This window comes from Yeosuana marina (genome assembly GCF_011762485.1).
Lineage (GTDB): Bacteria > Bacteroidota > Bacteroidia > Flavobacteriales > Flavobacteriaceae > Yeosuana > Yeosuana marina.
On record NZ_JAAKGI010000037.1, the window covers coordinates 230,722 to 248,981 of the forward strand.

Genomic DNA, 18,260 nt, shown 5'->3' on the forward strand with positions numbered 1-18,260 from the left:
AGGCCTCGTAAAAACGAGGCTTTTTTATTAGTTTATTTTTTATAAAATCATCTCTTTGTAGGGAATTATTGTATGATAGCCTTTAGCTTCAAAATAGGGCTTAGGATGCTCTTTTGATGTAACCATAATAAAGTCTCCTCCCCAAGCTCCTAAACTTTTTATAGAGCCTTTGAAATCACTAAATAACAATTCTTTAATGGGTTTTTGTTTAATTGTTTTTGAAATAATTACTTCGTGACGCTCTATAAGTTCGTTAAATGTGGTTAACGATTTACAACTAATCATGTTTGATGTGATGTCGCTTATTTCTGAAATTAAGCTCTTAGATTGTCCTTGGTTTGATTTGTACATCGCGATACCATCCCGACTATTTTGCTTTTTATTAAGATATATATAGTATATGTGTTCTTTGAAAGACGGATTAAAATCAATCAATTTAACAAGAGGTTTGTCTTCAATTAATTGATAACTTATAGGTTGGTTATGTTGAGCGCAAGCAATATCATAACCACTACCACCAAATGTTTTATTTAGTAGGGTGAAGGCATTTATATGTGCCCATGAAGCAATGTTATTTATTAATGTGGATGATGTGCCTAATCCCCAGTTTTTTTCAAAATCTAAACGGGTTGTAATCTTGTAGCCAGAATTTGAATTTAGAAAATCAGGATTAAGTTGTTTGGCAGCACGTAATATTTGAATAAGTCTTTTAGAGGTTTCATCATTACTAGAAATTTGTGATGAATCTATTTTATCTAATTCAAATTCATTTTCAAACCAGACTAATCCACGATTATCAAAACTTGTCCAAATAAACTTTGGTTCACTAATCAATTCTACATGTAACCACTGTCCAAATTTTGTGGGAACAGCGAGTGATATGGCGCCATCAAGAACCACGTATTCACCTGAAAGTAATAATTTACCGTTACTATAATATTTTTCCACGTTTATTTGTTGGCTCTTAAGTTTTTTAATGCCTCTACAACTGCACTATGGCTAACTGTATGGGTTTTAAAATAGTCTATAATGGCTGACTTTTCATGATCATTGGCACCAAACTGATTAAGAATATTCATGAGATGCATTTTCATATGACCTTTTTGAATACCTGTAGTTGTAAGCGACCGTATCGCAGCAAAATTTTGAGCTAATCCAGCAACAGCAACAATTTGCATGAGTTCTTTTGCAGATGGATTATAAAGTAACTCCAAAGCTAATTTAACTAAAGGATGTAAACCAGTAAGTCCACCAACAGTGCCAAGAGCCAATGGAATTTCCATCCAGAACGTAAAGATGCCATTTTCAATCTTAGCATGGGTTAAGCTGCTGTATGTCCCGTTCTGTGAGGCATAAGCATGGATGCCAGCTTCAACTGCTCTAAAATCGTTCCCAGTAGCTAAAACAACAGCATCAATGCCATTCATAATACCTTTATTATGGGTGACGGCACGATAAGGTTCTACTTCAGCGATATTGACAGCTTGTATAAATTTTGAGGCGAACTCTTCAGCCGAAATTGTGTTGTCTTCATTTAAATCTTCAACCTTACAACTTACTTCGGCCCGGACTAGACAATCCGGTACATAGTTAGATAAGATACTCATCACTATCTGAATGTCCTTTTCTTCTTCAGAAAACGCATCAAAAATCAAGGCTTCACTTTTAAAAGTTTTGGCAAATTGCTCTAAGCACGAGTTTATAAAATTAGCCCCCATAGCATTAAGGGTTTCAAAAGAAGCATGCAATTGATAATAACCTTTAATGTCATTGGTTTTATCTCTTAATTCAATATCTAAAATGCCGCCGCCACGCTGTTCCATGTTTTTAGTAATGGGCTTCGCATCTTTAAAAAGCAGTGGTTTTAAATAGCTAAAAAAGGATTCCAACGTTTTTTTGTTGCCATGATACATAAAGTGTACCTGACCTATTTTTGTTGTTGAAATAACCTTGGTTTTAAATCCGCCTCTATCTAACCAAAATTTAGCTGATTTACTAGCTGCCGCCACCACAGAACTTTCCTCAATGGCCATGGGAATGGTATATAGTTTTCCGTTGATTAAAAAATTTGGAGCAACTCCTAATGGTAAATAATAATTTGAAATTGTATTTTCAATAAACTCATCATGTAGTTGTTGAATTTTTTCATCAATATGCCAGTATTGTTCTAAAATACGTTTAGCTTCGTCGGCATTAGAAAAATAGGTATTGACAATCCAATCTATTTTTTTTGATTTAGAAAGTTTGGAAAAACCTGATATTGATTCACTCATTAAATGGTCATTTTAAAAAACAAAGATACTATAAGTTGTTTTTAAATAAATCAAATGGGGTTTTATGTTAAAAACAAAATATATTTAACTGTTAATAATTAGTGTTTTTTGCGGTTTTTTTAGTAAACTTGGAAAGTTTTATTAAAACGGCAATGAAATATTGAAATTTGAAAGATTACTATAATGTCTTTTTAAAAATTAAAAAAATATAATTAGTCTCGATTGAAATTCCATACTAGATTATAAATCAGCGTATAACCTAAATTTAACTTATGACAAGCACCGCATTAAAACCACACCAAAAAGAACTTTGGGGTCATCCTATTGGATTATACATTTTATTTTTCACAGAAATGTGGGAGCGCTTTTCGTATTATGGAATGCGTGCAATACTCGTTATTTATATGATAGCTAAGGCATCAGATGAAAATGGACCAGGTTTAGGATGGACGAAAGTAGAAGCATTGCAATTGTACGGTTGGTATGTGATGTTAGTATATGTCATATCAATTCCAGGTGGTATTATAGCTGATAAAATGTTAGGGCAAAAAAAAACAGTATTACTTGGAGCCTTAATTTTGGTTGCAGGACATGGTACTTTAGCTATTGATGCGCCTTGGGCTTTTTTTACAGGATTAATATTAATAATACTTGGTGTTGGTTGCTTAAAACCAAATATTTCTACCATGGTTGGAGGCTTGTATAGAAAAGGAGATATACGACGAGATAAAGGATTTAGCATATTTTATATTGGTATTAACTTAGGTTCATTGTTAGCAACCTCATTGATAGGTTTAGTGGTTGCAGAATGGGGATGGCATGCTGGATTTGGAATGGCTGGGGTTGCTATGCTTTTTGGTCTTTTAGTTTATTTATATGGACAAAAATATATTGTTCATGTTGGTAATAAACCAACGCTACAAGAAAAAGAGGAAGATGTTTCGTTAGTTAAGATTTTTTATAAACTATTTAGCTCTCCTTTTCAATTAGGTGTTTTTATAATATTGTTGGGATTGTCTATTTATGCAGGTTTTACGTTTGACGGTGTTGACCATTGGGGATATGGGGCATTATTTATCTTTTTGTCATTCGTAGTCGGGATGTTAATGATGATTTATAAAAGCTTAGAAAGTCAGGTTCAAAAAGACCGTTTTTTAGTTTTGTTACTTTCCTTTTTTATAGTTATTGTATTTTGGGGTGCCTTCGAACAAGCTGGAGGGTTAATGAGTATTTATACCGAAACAAAAACAGATAGAATGTTATTTGGATACTTAATTCCAACACCAATGTTTCAAGGTTTGAATGCTGGGTTTATTCTATTATTTGCAGTGTGGGTTGCCAATATTTGGGCAAAACGAAAATTAAAAGGAAAAGAAGCATCATCACTTTTTAAAATGGCTGTTGGTACTATAATTATGGGACTTGGATTTGTGTTTATGATTTTTGCTGTTAGAGATTATGATGCCCATGGAAAATCTGCTATGATTTGGTTAGTGTTGGCCTATTTCTTTCACACTATTGGAGAGTTGAGTTCATCGCCAGTTTCATTATCATTTATTACAAAATTAGCTCCCGTAAAATACGCATCATTAATGATGGGTGTTTATTTTGCAGCGACAGGTCTCGGAGGAAAAGTTGCTGGAATTTTAGGTGAAAAATCAGCAGTTTTTGGAGATTATGCTATTTTTGCAGGAATTACAATTTTTACTGTAGCATTTGGCTTACTTGTAATTTCTATTTTAAAACCATTAAAGCGTTTAACCCATGGTGCTGAAGATGATGAGCATGAAATGCATGGTGAAAATGAAGGCTTCGAATTAGCAGAAAATTAATTATAATATTTTAAATAAATGAGTAGTACTATAAAATACAGGTTTGAAGGTTCAGAAATGAACAATAAATTACTAATGGGGCATCCATCAGGATTGTTTATTTTGTTTTTTACAGAAATGTGGGAACGTTTTTCTTATTATGGAATGCGGGCCATTTTAGTGCTATTTTTAACGTCTGCATTGATTGATGGTGGATGGGCTTGGTCCAGAGAGGATGCCTTAGGACTTTATGGAACCTATACCATGCTCGTTTATTTTTCACCTATTTTAGGAGGATTTTTAGCAGATAAATTTTTGGGTTATAGAAGAGCTGTAGCCATTGGTGCATTTATAATGACACTCGGACATGCGTCTATGGCTTTAGATACACCTTGGAGTTTGTATTTAGGGATAGGCTTTCTAGTTGCGGGTAATGGTTTGTTTAAGCCAAATATTACTTCAATTATTAACGGAGTTTATAAAAATGCCCAAGATAAAAAAGATGGTGCCTTTACTATCTTTTATATGGGCGTAAATGCAGGTGCCTTTTTAGGTATTTTACTTTGCGGTTATATTGGTGAAACTGTTGGCTGGCATTATGGTTTTGGTTTAGCAGGTGTCTTCATGTTTTTGGGGATGTTACAATTTTGGTTTGCACAAGGTATTTTTGGAAGAATAGGATTATCTCCTTCAAAAACAATAGAATTTGATGATGCTATTGAAAATCAGGGTAATAAGAATGAAGAGAAGGAAATAGAAGTTCCACATAAAATACAACGAGATCGCTATATTGTTGTTGCTATTTTAGCATTTTTTACTATTTTTTTCTGGGCGGCTTTTGAACAAGCAGGTGGATCCATGACGATTTTCGCAAACGACTATACTAACAGATTATTAGAAGGAAACTCCGCTAATATTTTTAGAGTAGCTAACACCTTACTAACGGTTGTGCCGTTACTCATAATAACTTACGTACTTTGGCAATTATTTTTAATTACATTTAGCAAATATGCGCTATCTAATATATTTTTAGGAACTAGTTTTGTTATTATTTGGGCCATTGTAATTTGGATGCTTAAAAATCAATTTGCCGAAGTTAAAACAGAAGTTCCAGCTTCATGGTTTTCAATTTTAAATTCATTTTATATTATCGCTTTTGCACCGTTAATTTCTAAAATATGGGAAAGTAAATATAATCCTCCTGCAACTGTAAAATTTGGAATAGGATTAATCTTATTAGGGTTTGGTTTTGCGGTATTAGCTTATGGGTCAACTGGAATTCCCCAAGGAGCTCAAACTGCTTCAGTTAGTATTGTTTGGTTAATACTCGCTTATTTATTGCATACTTTAGGAGAATTATCATTGTCTCCAGTAGGACTGTCTTATGTTAGTAAATTAGTGCCAGCGACTAAAATTGGTCTGATGTTTGGACTTTGGTATATTGCTGTAGGACTTGGTAATAAAGCAGCAGGAACAATGGGCGGATTGATTGATAAGATTACAGCAGCATATGATTTGACTACATTCTTTTTAATTTTTACAATTGTTCCGATAGTGGCAGGACTAATTGTAATAGCCTTAACTCCAATCATGAATAAATTAATGCACGGTGTCCGTTAATCGAAAAATAAGTTAAAAAATACTCAAAATGCTCCAATCTTGGAGCATTTTTTGTAAGTTCGGCATCAGTTTTGCAACAAATATGTCATGAAAAAAATATCACTTATATTAGTTTTAACTGTTTTAACATCAGTTACAAGTATTGCTCAAGAAATTAATTGGGTAAGTTTTGATGAAGCTTTAGCGCTTCAAAAGAAAACTCCAAAAAAAATTATGATGGATGTGCATACCAATTGGTGTGGGCCTTGTAAAATGCTTGATAAAAATACCTTTCATAATATAGACGTCGTTAATTATGTGAACAAAAATTATTACGCGGTTAAGTTTAATGGAGAAGGTAATGAAACCATCAACTACAAAGGTCAAACATTTGCAAACCCTAATTACAATCCAGAACTAGCCAACAAGCGTAATTCTGCGCATCAATTAGCGAGTTATCTTCAAATTAGCGCGTATCCAACTATTGTGTTTTTTGACGAAAATGGAGATGTTATTGCCCCTATACGTGGATATCAAAAACCAACGCAACTAGAGTTGTTTTTAAAGATGTTTAAGAATGATGAATATAAGACCTTGGATACACAAGAAAAATATGCCTTATATAGAGCCGAATTTAAACCTGAATTTAAAGAATAGTTGTCAGGTTGAGGCACTTCGATTGCAACAGCATACAGCATAAATCCAAGTCAAACCTAATTCAATAATCAATAATAAAACTGCCCTTTTCACTTGTCTGATGAAAATGGCAATTTGAAAACCTCTATTATAGGTTATAAAACACCTCAAAAAATCGAATTATTTTTAAAACTTTTTTGGAAGGATAATTATAAGCAAATGAAAAGTAAAGATGATTATGCCTATCACGTCGCTTTTGTTCCTCAATTTAAACAGCAAGAATTAAGGGCTATGTTGTGAATTGATTGTGGAATTTTTGTTCTAATTAAGTCATGGTTTATTTGCATTCTAATTGATTGACATCTGGAAGGAATAACTCCCAATACATGGGAATTCGTCCTTTGGTCAATTTAATCCATTCCTCTTCTTTTTCTGCCGTAGGTTCTTTATTATTCAAAAAATCTCTAAAAGAATCAACTTTAAAACTTACAAACAAGCTGTCCTTATCTATGCAATTACCAAAATATTTGATAATAGTATTTACACTCTCTTGATTATGTTCTCTAACATGATTTTCTCTTATGTCCTTTAATTTAAATACTTTGCCATATAATTCGCCGCGCTCAACAATATTATTTTTTTTATCTAAAATAACATACCATGTATTGCCGTAACTATAACTTTTATTAATATCTAGCGCAGAAGAAGTTGTATATTCAACATCATAATCACCTAAAATGTAATTTCTGTTTTTTGCTATTACTCTGTAAATTCTATGCTTTCCACTTTCAGTTTCACAAGGCAAATAAAGTGTATTTTCATCCACAATCTTAACTATCTCTTTTGGGTTTATTGACTTAAGTTTTTTCTTTGAATTTTTAAATGAATAATAGTCTATTTTAAACCTGTTATAAGTTATCCTTTCATTTGGAAAAATACGAATTTTTTCTCCTTTTTTTGTCAATATATAACTTTCTGTATTTGAAGTCGATCCTTCTTGACTATAACTAAATTTAGAGAAGATAATTAATAATATCAGTAAAATTTTCACTCTCATTTTATTTAATCTATGTTATTTTGTTAAACTAAAGAAAATATTTATTCATTTGTTGCTCAATCAAATTTACATAAAATTAAATTAAAACACTTTTAATATTTAATAAAGGCGCCCTTTTCACTTGTTGGATGAAAAGGGATTTTGGTTTTAAGACAGGTGGATTTCCATCGTTCAATATACGATTTGTAATTACTACCATCAGCAATAATGTATGATGGATGTATAGAGTCTATCAAACGTTTTAAATTAATTTTTGGCGAGTCTTTAAGGAGAATATAATCAGGTTTAAATGATTTTGTATTATAAACATTTAAACTATCAACGATTAGAAGCTTCTTTTTTCCTAAAATGTAAACTGAATGTAGTGTGTCTTTTTGGATGTTTTTAATGTGGTTTTTAACCACGTAATCTGCAACAATGCTTGTGTTTAAACGTGTAATACTATCTAAGTTATTAGCAACAATAATCGTGTTTTTATGAACCTGTCCTAACAGACTAAACCTGCTTTTGTGGAATACCAAAAATTGATTTTCAGGACTATTTAAAGTTGTATAAATGAATGCTATTTGAAACAGTATAACGCTAACGCATAGAGCGACGAGTCTTCTGTAGTTCTTTTCAAATAGAAATCTAACTAATGTGATAATGAGGATATAAGCCAGAATTACATATAAAAAACTAAAAGAGATATTTTTAAATATAAATTCTTCTTTATGAGCAATCCAAGCAATAATGCTATTCATTAAATCTATAACGCTTCCAAAAAAAGTTGCTAAAAATGTTGGTAGACTATGTAAAACTGCTAAAATAATAACGAGAATTCCAAGACCTAAAATAAAACCTAAAACGGGTATGATGATTAAATTTGACAGAAAGAACAATCCAGGAAACTGATGAAAATAGTATAAACTAATAGGGATTATTCCAAATTGAGCAGACAACGTAATGGTAAATGTGTGCCAATAGGTTCTAGTTAGCCAATATTTTGGTCGCCAAAGTTTATATAAAAAAGGATCAATACTTACAATAGCAAATACAGCCAAATAACTTAGCTGAAAACCTACATCAAACAAAAATAAAGGTTTAAACAGAAGTATAATAAGCATAGAGATTGCCAACGTATTGTAAATATTGGTTGGTCTTTTTAAGTGCATCCCAATAGTAACAATGCTAAACATAGTGACTGCTCTGGTAACTGATGCTGAAAGACCAGCGATAATAGCAAAACTCCATAAAATACTAATAACAAGTATCGTTTTTATAAAGAGTCCATACCGCAATCGTTCTAAAGTTTTAAAAACAGCGTTTAGAATAATTAAAATAATTCCAATATGGAGTCCAGATATAGCTAAAATATGGATAGCGCCAGCATTAGTATAGTTAGTATAAACATCTTCGCTTATGTTTTGTCGTTGTCCTAATAGCAAAGCATTGATTATTGCTAGTTCATCTGGTTTAAATGAATATGCTTTGAGGTTTTGATTAATATAGTCTCTTACCTTATTAGCAATTCCAAATAACGTTTGTTGATTAGATTTAAGTTTTAAAAGAGTGTTGTTAGTTATGAAAATTTGATGATAGATATAGTGTTTTTCTAAGTAGTTTTTATAGTTGAATTGACCGGGATTTAATGGAGGGATAACCTCTTTAAAAATAGATTTAGTTATAAAAACATTATCTACTTTTAATGTGTTTTGAATACTGTCTTTTTGAATATTTAAGATAGATTTTCCAGACGTGTTAGAGTCATCGATTTTTAAAATATCAACGATATACTTATTATAATAAGTTCCAGGTTTTAAAACTTCTCTAATTCTAAAGGTGATGGTTTTTAGCGAATCAGTTTGACTAGAAAGGTTATTTGTGTAGTGATTAGGATTGTTTTTTTGATTGTGAATTGAAACCGTACTTATTCCAATAAAAACCATAGTTATAAATGCAATAATTCCAAACCAAACCGTTTTAATGAACTGCTTTTTTGCAATGACAAAAGAAATGCTGAGTGCTAACAGAAGAAAGCTTATTATAGAAATAGTAAATTTAAAATGCATAGGGTAGAAATATCCTATAAGGATACCAACAACCAAGCACATAGTTAATTTAATAATGGGAAAATGAAGTAGCTTCATAAATTAAATGTCCGCTTACAAATTTGATAAACAAATCAAACTGTTTGTAAGGGCACGTGGTATGCTAACCCTAAAACAATAAGTTTTGCAGATGAAAGATAACAAATATCTTATAATAATCTACGAGCTTCTGCAAACGAAAAATACCAATAACGTTCAGCTAATGAAGAAATTATGACACCTTGACGGGTTGTGGAATGAATAAATTCAATATTTCCAAGGAGTGCCGTTATAACCAGACCAACATGATTAATTGTATTACGCTTTTTGTTGGTTTTGAAAAAGAGGAGGTCACCAACTTGTACATCTTTTATATCTACACGGTCTCCTTCTTTAGCCATATCTCTCGAGATTCTGGGAAGTTGAATATTAAATGCTTTAAAAGATTCATAAACTAATCCAGAACAATCCATTCCCTTTTTTGTGGTGCCACCATACTTATATTTGACACCTTGAAATTGTTGCGCATAATCAACAATTTGTGTTGCACTAGTATTTGAATTTGAATGCTGCTCTACCTTAGTCTCATTATTTGAAGCGTTGGGTAATTCTATGTTGCTTTGATTTTGAGCTTGTATAATTACTTTTGGTGAATTTGTATCGCTTGCTTTAGCATGTTTAGAAGATTTACAGGCAGACAAGGCAAGCATAGTAAGAATGCAAATAATGAATTGCTTCATAAATAATTTATCCTTTAAGAGACTTAAAAATTAGTTTAGCTGTTTTTTCACTGGCACCTTTTCCTCCAAGAACTTTTTCTAATTCGTAGTAATTTATAAAGAATTTAGTACGCTCATATGGGTCCAAAATTATATCAAGTTCACGTTTTAAGTTTTTAGTATTAAATTCATTTTGGATAAGTTCTTTAACAACTTCTTTATCCATAATAAGATTTACTAATGATATAAATTTAAGAGTTATAATGCGTTTGGCAATTTGGTATGAAATGGTACTACCTTTATAACAAACTACTTGAGGTACTTTAAACAAAGCAGTTTCCAAAGTTGCTGTTCCAGAAGTAACTAAAGCTGCAGTAGAAACGCTGAGTAAATCATAGGTCTTGTTAGCTATAAATTTAACGTTTGAAGCTTTTATAAACGTTTGATAGAACTCATAATCTTGGCTAGGCGCTCCCGCAATCACAAATTCGTAATTGGGGTAAGAGTCTACCAAACTTAACATCACAGAAAGCATATTTTTTATTTCTTGCTTTCGGCTTCCAGGTAATAAAGCTATAATGGGTTTGTCGCTAAGCTCATATTCAGCTCTAAATTCATATTCATCTACTTGTGTTCTGTCAGCAATAGCATCGATTAATGGATGACCAACAAAAGTAACTTTGTAATCGTATTTTTTATAGAAAGCTTCTACAAACGGCAAAATAACGAACATGGCATCGATATCACGTTTAATATCTTTTACACGTCCCGCTCTAGAAGCCCATACTTGAGGAGAAATATAATAATTAGTTCTATATTTCTGCTGTTTTGCCCATTTAGCAATACGTAAATTAAAGCCGGAATTGTCAATAAAAATAATGACATCTGGATTATATTCCTTAATGTCATGTTTACAAAATGAAATGTCTTTATAGATTTTTGATAGGTTTTTAATAACCTCTGCAAATCCCATAAACGCACGTTCTTTGTAGTGTTTTACTAAAGTGCCACCAACCTGTTGCATGAGATCGCCTCCCCAAAACCTAAAGTTTGCATTAACATCTTGTTTAAGCAATGCTTTCATTAGGTTTGAACCATGTAAATCACCTGACGCTTCCCCAGCAATGATATAATAATTCATTTAGAATGACCTATAAAAATTTAAATACAAATGTAAAAATAGCAATAAATACAGTAATCAGTAATACACCTCTAGCTCTGTAGTCTTGTTTCTTTTTTATAAAAATAAAAAAAGCAACTAGGTTTAAAATGGCACCGAGACTTATAAGTTTTCCTAAAAAACCTTCAGAGGCAGCTGCTCTTATAACAGTTAAAAAACTATCTCCATTTCCCAATAAAGAAGCAGCAATAAATAATCCTATGGCGTTGGCAATTAACCCAACAATTAGTCCGATAAAAATTTCTTTTTTAATCATTTAAATTCCAGCTGTTTAAATTTTGAATATAATGATGTGCAGTTAAATCAAATTGTACAGGAACTACAGAAACGTAGCCGTTTTCTAAAGCCCACTCGTCTGTGTCTTCTCCATGATCTAAATTCACAAATTTTCCAGTTAACCAATAATAATCTTTTCCTTGTGGATTTTTACGTTTATCAAACTTTTCAACCCAATTGGCTTTTGCTTGACGACAGATTTTAACACCTTTAATATCTTTTTTAGGAATGTTAGGAATATTAACATTAAGAATGATGCCAGAAGGAAGCCCATGTTTTAGCACGTTTTTCGAGATTGTTTTAACAAATTGCTTCGAAGCACTAAAATCTGCATTCCATTTATAATCAAGTAAAGAAAATCCAATAGCAGGAATGCCTTCAATACCGGCTTCTATAGCAGCGCTCATAGTGCCTGAATAAATAACATTAATAGATGAGTTTGAACCATGATTAATTCCAGAAACACAAAGGTCTGGTTTTCTCTCTAAAACCTCTCTAATGCCAAGTTTTACACAATCTGCAGGTGTTCCAGAACAACTATATTCAAGCTGTTTTTCGTTATCCACAATAACACGTTCAACATATAATGTAGAGTCAATTGTAATGGCATGCCCCATGCCACTTTGAGGACTGTCTGGGGCAACTACAACGACATCTCCAATTTCATTCATTATCTCAATTAAAGTTCTAATACCTGTAGCACTAATACCATCGTCATTTGTAACTAAAATTAGTGGTCTTTCTCTCATATTTTAATATAAAAATATCGCTAAAATACATAATTTCCATTGTAATAACTCAATTTCTTTGGTTTAACAAAAAATTAGTATATCTTGGCTTTATTGGCATGGTTTTTTCTTTAATTTAGTAAAAAAAATACCATACAATTTTTTTCATCGTAATTGAATAAGATAATCTTCAAAAAAATGGTTGTCTTGATGGATGATTGCTAAATACTTTTAAAGAATATGAAAAACATTATGAGAAGGAACTATAAGGCATTACTATTAGTGTTGTTACTGGCATTTGGGTCTTGTAGTTTTACTACAAAAACATTTGCCGATCCAGATAAAGATAAGTTATTAGTTCAAGTAATAACGCATGTTTTGCAACAATATCACTTTGATCCTATAGCCTTTGATGACGCTTTTTCAAAGGAATTGTATTCTGATTATATTGGCAATTTAGACCCGGTAAAAAGATATTTTTACCAGTCTGATATTGATGATTTTAAAAAGTTTGAAACCAATATTGATGACCAATTAAAAGCCAATGACATTACATTTTTTAATGTAACTTATGATAGAATGCTTAAGCGAATTAAAGAGGCTGAACAACTTTACAAAGAGGTTCTATCAGAACCATTTGATTATTCTAAAGACGAAATGTTTAACACAGATTACGAGCATGTAGACTATGTTAAAACAAAAGCCGAAATGAAAGAACGTTGGAGACAACAACTTAAATTTTCTACACTTTCTAATTATGACGATATCTACGAGCAAGAGAAGATGGCAAAGAAGAAAGATCCATCATATGTTATGAAAACTCAAAAGGAAATTGAAAAGGAAGCAAGAGAATCAACCTTAAAATCAATAAACATATATTTTAATGATAATATCGAAGATTTACAGAGAGAAGATTGGTTTTCAATTTATGTAAATACTATTGTTGAAGAATTCGATCCTCATACCTATTATCTAGCGCCAAAGAATAAGGAAGATTTTGATCAAAAAATGTCTGGAAAGTTAGAGGGTATCGGAGCAAGATTACAAAAGCGAAACGATCATATAAAGATTGTTGAGTTAATATCAGGAGGGCCAGCTTGGAGAAGTAATGAGCTTGAAGTTGAGGATGTTATTCTAAAAGTAAAACAAGAAAATGAGAAAAATGCAGTAAATGTGGTAGGTATGCGCCTTACAGATGCTATTAAATATATTAAAGGTCCAAAAGGGACTAAAGTAACATTAACGGTAAAAAAAGTTGATGGTTCTATAAAGGATATAACTATAACAAGAGACGTTATTGAGATTGAAGAAACGTATGCAAAAGCATCTGTCGTGGAAAAGGATAATATGAAATTTGGAGTTATTGATCTTCCAAGTTTTTATTTAGATTTTAATGATTATAAAAAGTTAAATGCTGCAGCTGATGTTAAAAAAGAAATAGAGCGTTTGAAAGCGGAAGGTATACAAGGGCTTGTTCTTGATTTGAGAAATAATGGAGGAGGCTCATTGCCAGCAGTGGTTGATATGGCCGGATTATTTATTGAAGATGGGCCAGTGGTTCAGGTTCGTTCAACAGGAGAGCCAAAACACGTTTTAGAGGATAAAGATAAATCTATAACATGGGATGGACCATTAGTTATATTGGTAAATGAATTATCTGCTTCTGCATCCGAAATTATGTCTGCTGCCATGCAAGATTACAAACGTGCTATAATAATTGGCAGCAAACAAACATATGGTAAAGGGACTGTTCAAAATGTCATAGATTTAAACAATTGGGTTAGAAATAACACCACTGGAGATTTAGGTGCACTTGCCTTAACAACACAAAAATATTATCGAATAAATGGAGGTTCTGTTCAGTTAGAAGGTGTAAAAAGTGATGTGGTGGTTCCAGATCGATTTAGTTATATTGACGTTGGAGAAAAAGACAAACCAAATCCATTACCTTGGGACGAGATTGATGCCGCTCATTATACCACTTGGAATAATTATTTTGATTATGATAAGACAATACAAAGCAGCAAAGAGCGCATGAGTAATAATGCTCAATTAAAGCTTATAGAGGAAAATGCTAAGTGGATTAAAAAGAAAATTGATGAAAAAGTAGTTCCACTTAATTATAATAAATTTAAGGAAGAGCAGGAAGTAAATGATAAAGAAGCTGAGCGTTTTGATCCTATTGCTGATTATAAAACAAATCTAACATTCCAATCTCCTGTTTATGAAAAAAATCTTTTTGTTAAGGATACAACAGACTTAAAAGAAAAAAGAGATCGTTGGCATGAAAATTTAAGTAGAGATGTTTATGTTGAAGAAGCTATCAATGTGCTTGAAGATATGAAAACAACCTACAATATTAAAAAAGTGGCAACAATAAATAAATAGTAGAGTTTGTTGTATGTATTAAAAAATGCTCGATAAGCTTAGGTTTATCGAGCATTTTTAATTTCTAATAATTAAAGAAATTACAACTAAGAGAGTTTAAACTTTAAAAGGAATCTAATAGCATATTGCTATTTAGATGGTCAATATAATCTAGAACAGCATCTTTACCTGTTTCGTTAGATGATGATGTTATAAAGTAATTAGGCATATCTTCCCAAGTTTCTAATAAAATGGCTTTATAGGCTTTAACATGGTTGTCTATAGCTTTAGGTTTTAACTTATCGGCTTTGGTAAAAACAATGGAAAACGGAATAGCATGTTCTCCTAACCATTGAATAAATTCTAAATCAATAGTTTGTGGTTTATGCCTTATATCTACCAATACAAAAGCAGATACTAATTGCTCACGTAAAGCAAAGTATTGTGTTATAAATTTTTGAAATGTTTTTTTAGCGCTTTTTGAAACTTTGGCATAACCATAGCCAGGTAAATCTACTAAATACCAGTTTTTATTAATTAAAAAATGATTAATAAGTTGTGTCTTGCCCGGTCTTCCAGAAGTTTTTGCTAAACTTTTTTTATTGGTGAGCATATTAATAAGTGATGATTTGCCAACATTACTTCTACCAATAAAAGCATATTCGGGCATTCTGTTATTAGGGCATTTTGCCACATCAGAATTGCTCATTATAAATTCGGCAGATTTAATATGCATCAGTTACAAATTAAGTTATTCAGATTATAAACCGTTATTAAGTTGATTAATTAACTTACAATTAGTAACTAAAGGTTTCTTTTTGTTAACCAAGACTCAAGAATTTTATTAAATTCTTCAGGGTGTTCCATCATAGCTGCATGGCCGCATTTGTCAATCCAATATAAATCAGCGTCAGGTAATAAACTATTGAATTCCTCTGCTACTTCAGGTGGCGTTACACTATCATTTTTACCCCAAATAATACAGGTTGGAATTTTCATTTTTGGCAAATCCTTAGCCATATTATGTCGTATGGCACTCTTAGCGATTGCTAATGTTTTAATAAGTTTGTTTCTGTCATTAACTGTGGCATATACTTCGTCAACAATCTCTTTAGTGGCTACTTCAGGGTCGTAAAAAACATCTTGAGATTTCTTTTTAATTACCTCGTAGTCACTTCGTTTGGTGTAGCCTCCACCCATGGCACTTTCATAAAGACCTGAACTTCCTGTAATTACTAAGGCTTTTATTTTTTCTGGATACAGTTTAGTATGGTAAAGCCCAATGTGTCCTCCAAGAGAATTTCCTAGCAAAATAACATTATCTAATTCTTTAAACTCTATAAAATCATGTAAGTATTTGGCAAAACTTTTTACATTAGTTTTTATCAATGACATACTGTAAATAGGAAGTTCTGGAATAATAACCCGATAGCCTTTTTTACTAAAATATTTAGTTACAGAATCAAAATTACTTAATCCCCCCATCAGCCCATGCAATATTATAATTGGCGTGCCTTCTCCTGTCTCAATATAACTGTAATTTTTTTCTTTTTTTAAAAGATGCATTATAAATAATAGTTGGTCATTTCATTAAAACAAATATAGTTAATTCATTCATATTTCAATACGTTAAAGTGAATTCTAAGTGCATTAATTATTGTATTAGATGTTAATGGTAACAATCTTTTTGTTAGAAACTTTATAACCTATTGAAAACAAGTGTTTAAGTAGGCTATGCTTAAAAAATGCCAAGATATTAATGTGTGTAATCAAAAATTTATTAACAAAGTGGTAGAAAGTGGTAAAATGTGGTAAAATTTTCAATATATTTGAATCTTAAAGACATAAATCATTAATCAACTGTTTTGAACTCATTAATAGGGACATACGAATGTAAGGTAGATGCCAAAGGTAGACTTATGTTGCCTGCTGCGTTAAAAAAGCAGCTAAATCCTGAGTTGCAAAACGGGTTTGTGTTAAAGCGCGCTGTCTTTCAGTCGTGTTTAGAGTTATATCCCATGAGCGAATGGGAGATTTTAATGCAGAAAATTAATAAACTAAATAAGTTTAAAAAAAAGAATAATGATTTTATTCGTCGATTTACCGCTGGTGTAAAGATTGTTGAAATTGATTCTAATGGACGTTTATTAATACCCAAGGACTTAACTGTTTTTGCTGAAATTTCTAAAAATATTGTGCTGTCTTCTGCTATAAATATTATTGAAATATGGGATAAAGACAAGTATGAACAAGCTATAGATGACGCGACAGGGGACTTTGCTGATTTAGCAGAAGAGGTTATGGGACAAGACGATGAAGACTATGGAATATCATAATCCGGTACTGCTTAAAGAAACTGTTGAAGGTTTAAATATAAAAGAAGATGGTGTTTATGTTGATGTAACCTTTGGTGGAGGCGGTCATAGTAAAGAAATATTAAAGCAATTAGGTGCTAAAGGGAAACTGCTTGCTTTTGATCAGGATCAAGACGCTCTTTTAAATACGATAGATGATGAACGGTTTACGTTAATCAATGAAAATTTTAGACATGTTAAGCGGTTTTTAAGGTTTTATGGGGTTAAGGAAGTGGATGGTATTTTAGCTGATTTTGGTGTGTCTTCACATCAATTTGATGTGGCGGATCGAGGATTTTCAACACGCTTTGAAGCTGATTTAGATATGCGGATGAATCAAAAAAATCAATTATCAGCATTTCATGTGGTTAATGATTATGACGAAGAACAATTAAAACAAGTGTTTGCTCAATATGGTGAATTAAGAGCTGCAGCAGCAATGGCAAGAGTAATTGTTGAGCACAGAAAAGAAGAGGAAATAAAAACAAGTGAACAACTAAAAACAGTCTTAAAAAAGTTTTTGCCACCAAGACATGAAAATAAAGTGTTGGCTCAAATTTATCAGGCCATTCGCATTGAAGTGAATCAGGAAATTGAAGCGTTAAAAGAGTTTTTAGTTCAAACACCAGAGTTGTTAAAAAAAGGAGGGCGACTAAGTTTTATTTCGTACCACTCTTTGGAAGATAGATTAGTGAAACGTTTTATTAGAAATGGAATGTTTGAAGGGGAGCCAGAGCGAGATGTGTTTGGAAATTTTGAAGTGCCTTTAAAAAAAGTTAATGGTTTAATAGTACCATCAAAAGAAGAAATAAAAAGTAATAGTAGAGCTAGAAGTGCAAAACTTCGTATAGCAGAAAAATTATAAATGAAAAAAAGTATCTATAGCATCTTAAAGGGAACCTTTTTGGTTAGTGATGATTCTTTTAAAAATTGGAGAGTGATCATTTTTTTCTCTGTGTTGGCTATAGTAATGATTGCAAGTTCGCATAGTGCAGATAAAAAAGTTTATGAAATAGCGCGCTTGAAAAATGAAGTGAATGAAATGCGATCAAAATTTATTGACGGTCGTTCCAAACTTATGCGACTCAAAATGGAGTCTAAAGTAATTGATGAAATGAAAGAAAAAGGAATAGTACCCTCGGTCATTCCTCCAAAAAAAATAAAAGTTAAATCTCAATAATAAGGTCATAT

General features: G+C 31.8%; 18 protein-coding genes. 8 read left to right on the forward strand and 10 right to left on the reverse strand.

The window, feature by feature from the left end:
- Positions 1–39: 39 nt before the first annotated feature.
- Together G5V56_RS16715 and G5V56_RS16720 are read right to left on the reverse strand one after the other, a co-directional pair.
- Complete coding sequence (locus G5V56_RS16715; protein WP_166967223.1) at positions 40–948, reverse strand: GYDIA family GHMP kinase; 909 nt, start codon at positions 946–948, stop codon at positions 40–42.
- A 2-nt stretch (positions 949–950) separates the two neighbouring features.
- On the reverse strand, positions 951–2,273 hold the full coding sequence (locus G5V56_RS16720) for a hydroxymethylglutaryl-CoA reductase, degradative (RefSeq protein ID WP_166967225.1): 1,323 nt from the start codon (positions 2,271–2,273) through the stop codon (positions 951–953).
- A 272-nt stretch (positions 2,274–2,545) separates the two neighbouring features.
- Here G5V56_RS16720 and G5V56_RS16725 point away from each other — a divergent pair, with 272 nt between their 5' ends.
- The 4 genes from G5V56_RS16725 (at position 2,546) to G5V56_RS16740 (ending at position 6,619) form a co-directional block, all read left to right on the forward strand.
- The gene (locus tag G5V56_RS16725; protein WP_166967227.1) at positions 2,546–4,105 is read left to right on the forward strand and encodes a peptide MFS transporter; all 1,560 of its coding nucleotides are present in this window, start codon (positions 2,546–2,548) and stop codon (positions 4,103–4,105) included.
- 18 nt (positions 4,106–4,123) lie between these two features.
- Positions 4,124–5,704 (forward strand): peptide MFS transporter, encoded by a 1,581-nt coding sequence (locus tag G5V56_RS16730; protein ID WP_206285918.1) that lies wholly within the window; start codon positions 4,124–4,126, stop codon positions 5,702–5,704.
- Positions 5,705–5,791: 87 nt separating this feature from the next.
- Positions 5,792–6,340: a thioredoxin family protein gene (locus tag G5V56_RS16735; protein WP_166967229.1), complete on the forward strand. Its 549-nt coding sequence runs from the start codon at positions 5,792–5,794 to the stop codon at positions 6,338–6,340.
- Positions 6,341–6,433: 93 nt separating this feature from the next.
- Positions 6,434–6,619 (forward strand): hypothetical protein, encoded by a 186-nt coding sequence (locus G5V56_RS16740; protein ID WP_166967231.1) that lies wholly within the window; start codon positions 6,434–6,436, stop codon positions 6,617–6,619.
- A gap of 37 nt (positions 6,620–6,656) precedes the next feature.
- Here the strand turns inward: G5V56_RS16740 and G5V56_RS16745 are convergent, their stop codons facing one another.
- The 6 genes from G5V56_RS16745 to surE all read right to left on the reverse strand — a co-directional run bounded on the left by G5V56_RS16745 (position 6,657) and on the right by surE (position 12,369).
- Positions 6,657–7,376: a hypothetical protein gene (locus G5V56_RS16745; protein ID WP_166967233.1), complete on the reverse strand. Its 720-nt coding sequence runs from the start codon at positions 7,374–7,376 to the stop codon at positions 6,657–6,659.
- 92 nt (positions 7,377–7,468) lie between these two features.
- Complete coding sequence (locus G5V56_RS16750) at positions 7,469–9,505, reverse strand: ComEC/Rec2 family competence protein (RefSeq protein ID WP_166967235.1); 2,037 nt, start codon at positions 9,503–9,505, stop codon at positions 7,469–7,471.
- Positions 9,506–9,615: 110 nt separating this feature from the next.
- Complete coding sequence (locus G5V56_RS16755) at positions 9,616–10,185, reverse strand: C40 family peptidase (protein ID WP_166967237.1); 570 nt, start codon at positions 10,183–10,185, stop codon at positions 9,616–9,618.
- 7 nt (positions 10,186–10,192) lie between these two features.
- On the reverse strand, positions 10,193–11,305 hold the full coding sequence (gene lpxB / locus G5V56_RS16760) for a lipid-A-disaccharide synthase (RefSeq protein WP_166967239.1): 1,113 nt from the start codon (positions 11,303–11,305) through the stop codon (positions 10,193–10,195).
- Between the two features lie 10 nt (positions 11,306–11,315).
- Positions 11,316–11,600: a hypothetical protein gene (locus G5V56_RS16765; protein WP_166967241.1), complete on the reverse strand. Its 285-nt coding sequence runs from the start codon at positions 11,598–11,600 to the stop codon at positions 11,316–11,318.
- Positions 11,593–12,369, reverse strand: coding sequence for a 5'/3'-nucleotidase SurE (surE, locus tag G5V56_RS16770; RefSeq protein ID WP_166967243.1), 777 nt, complete (start codon positions 12,367–12,369; stop codon positions 11,593–11,595). The genes G5V56_RS16765 and surE overlap by 8 nt, the downstream gene beginning before the upstream one ends.
- A gap of 231 nt (positions 12,370–12,600) precedes the next feature.
- Here surE and G5V56_RS16775 point away from each other — a divergent pair, with 231 nt between their 5' ends.
- Positions 12,601–14,736: a carboxy terminal-processing peptidase gene (locus G5V56_RS16775; protein WP_166967245.1), complete on the forward strand. Its 2,136-nt coding sequence runs from the start codon at positions 12,601–12,603 to the stop codon at positions 14,734–14,736.
- 103 nt (positions 14,737–14,839) lie between these two features.
- Here G5V56_RS16775 and yihA read toward each other — a convergent pair whose 3' ends face one another.
- Positions 14,840–15,451 carry a ribosome biogenesis GTP-binding protein YihA/YsxC gene (gene yihA / locus G5V56_RS16780; protein WP_166967247.1) on the reverse strand — a complete coding sequence of 204 codons (612 nt, stop codon included), beginning with the start codon at positions 15,449–15,451 and terminating at the stop codon, positions 14,840–14,842.
- 68 nt (positions 15,452–15,519) lie between these two features.
- Positions 15,520–16,284: an alpha/beta fold hydrolase gene (locus G5V56_RS16785; RefSeq protein ID WP_166967298.1), complete on the reverse strand. Its 765-nt coding sequence runs from the start codon at positions 16,282–16,284 to the stop codon at positions 15,520–15,522.
- A 296-nt stretch (positions 16,285–16,580) separates the two neighbouring features.
- Between G5V56_RS16785 and mraZ the strand changes: the two genes are divergently transcribed.
- The 3 genes from mraZ to G5V56_RS16800 are packed head-to-tail and all read left to right on the forward strand — an operon-like array spanning position 16,581 to position 18,249.
- Entirely contained in the window at positions 16,581–17,051 is a 471-nt protein-coding gene (gene mraZ / locus G5V56_RS16790; protein WP_166967249.1) for a division/cell wall cluster transcriptional repressor MraZ, read from the forward strand.
- On the forward strand, positions 17,038–17,934 hold the full coding sequence (gene rsmH / locus G5V56_RS16795; protein ID WP_166967251.1) for a 16S rRNA (cytosine(1402)-N(4))-methyltransferase RsmH: 897 nt from the start codon (positions 17,038–17,040) through the stop codon (positions 17,932–17,934). Before mraZ ends, rsmH begins: the two co-directional genes overlap by 14 nt.
- A complete protein-coding gene (locus G5V56_RS16800) occupies positions 17,935–18,249 on the forward strand; it encodes an FtsL-like putative cell division protein (protein WP_166967253.1) in 315 nt (104 codons plus the stop codon).
- Positions 18,250–18,260: the final 11 nt, after the last annotated feature.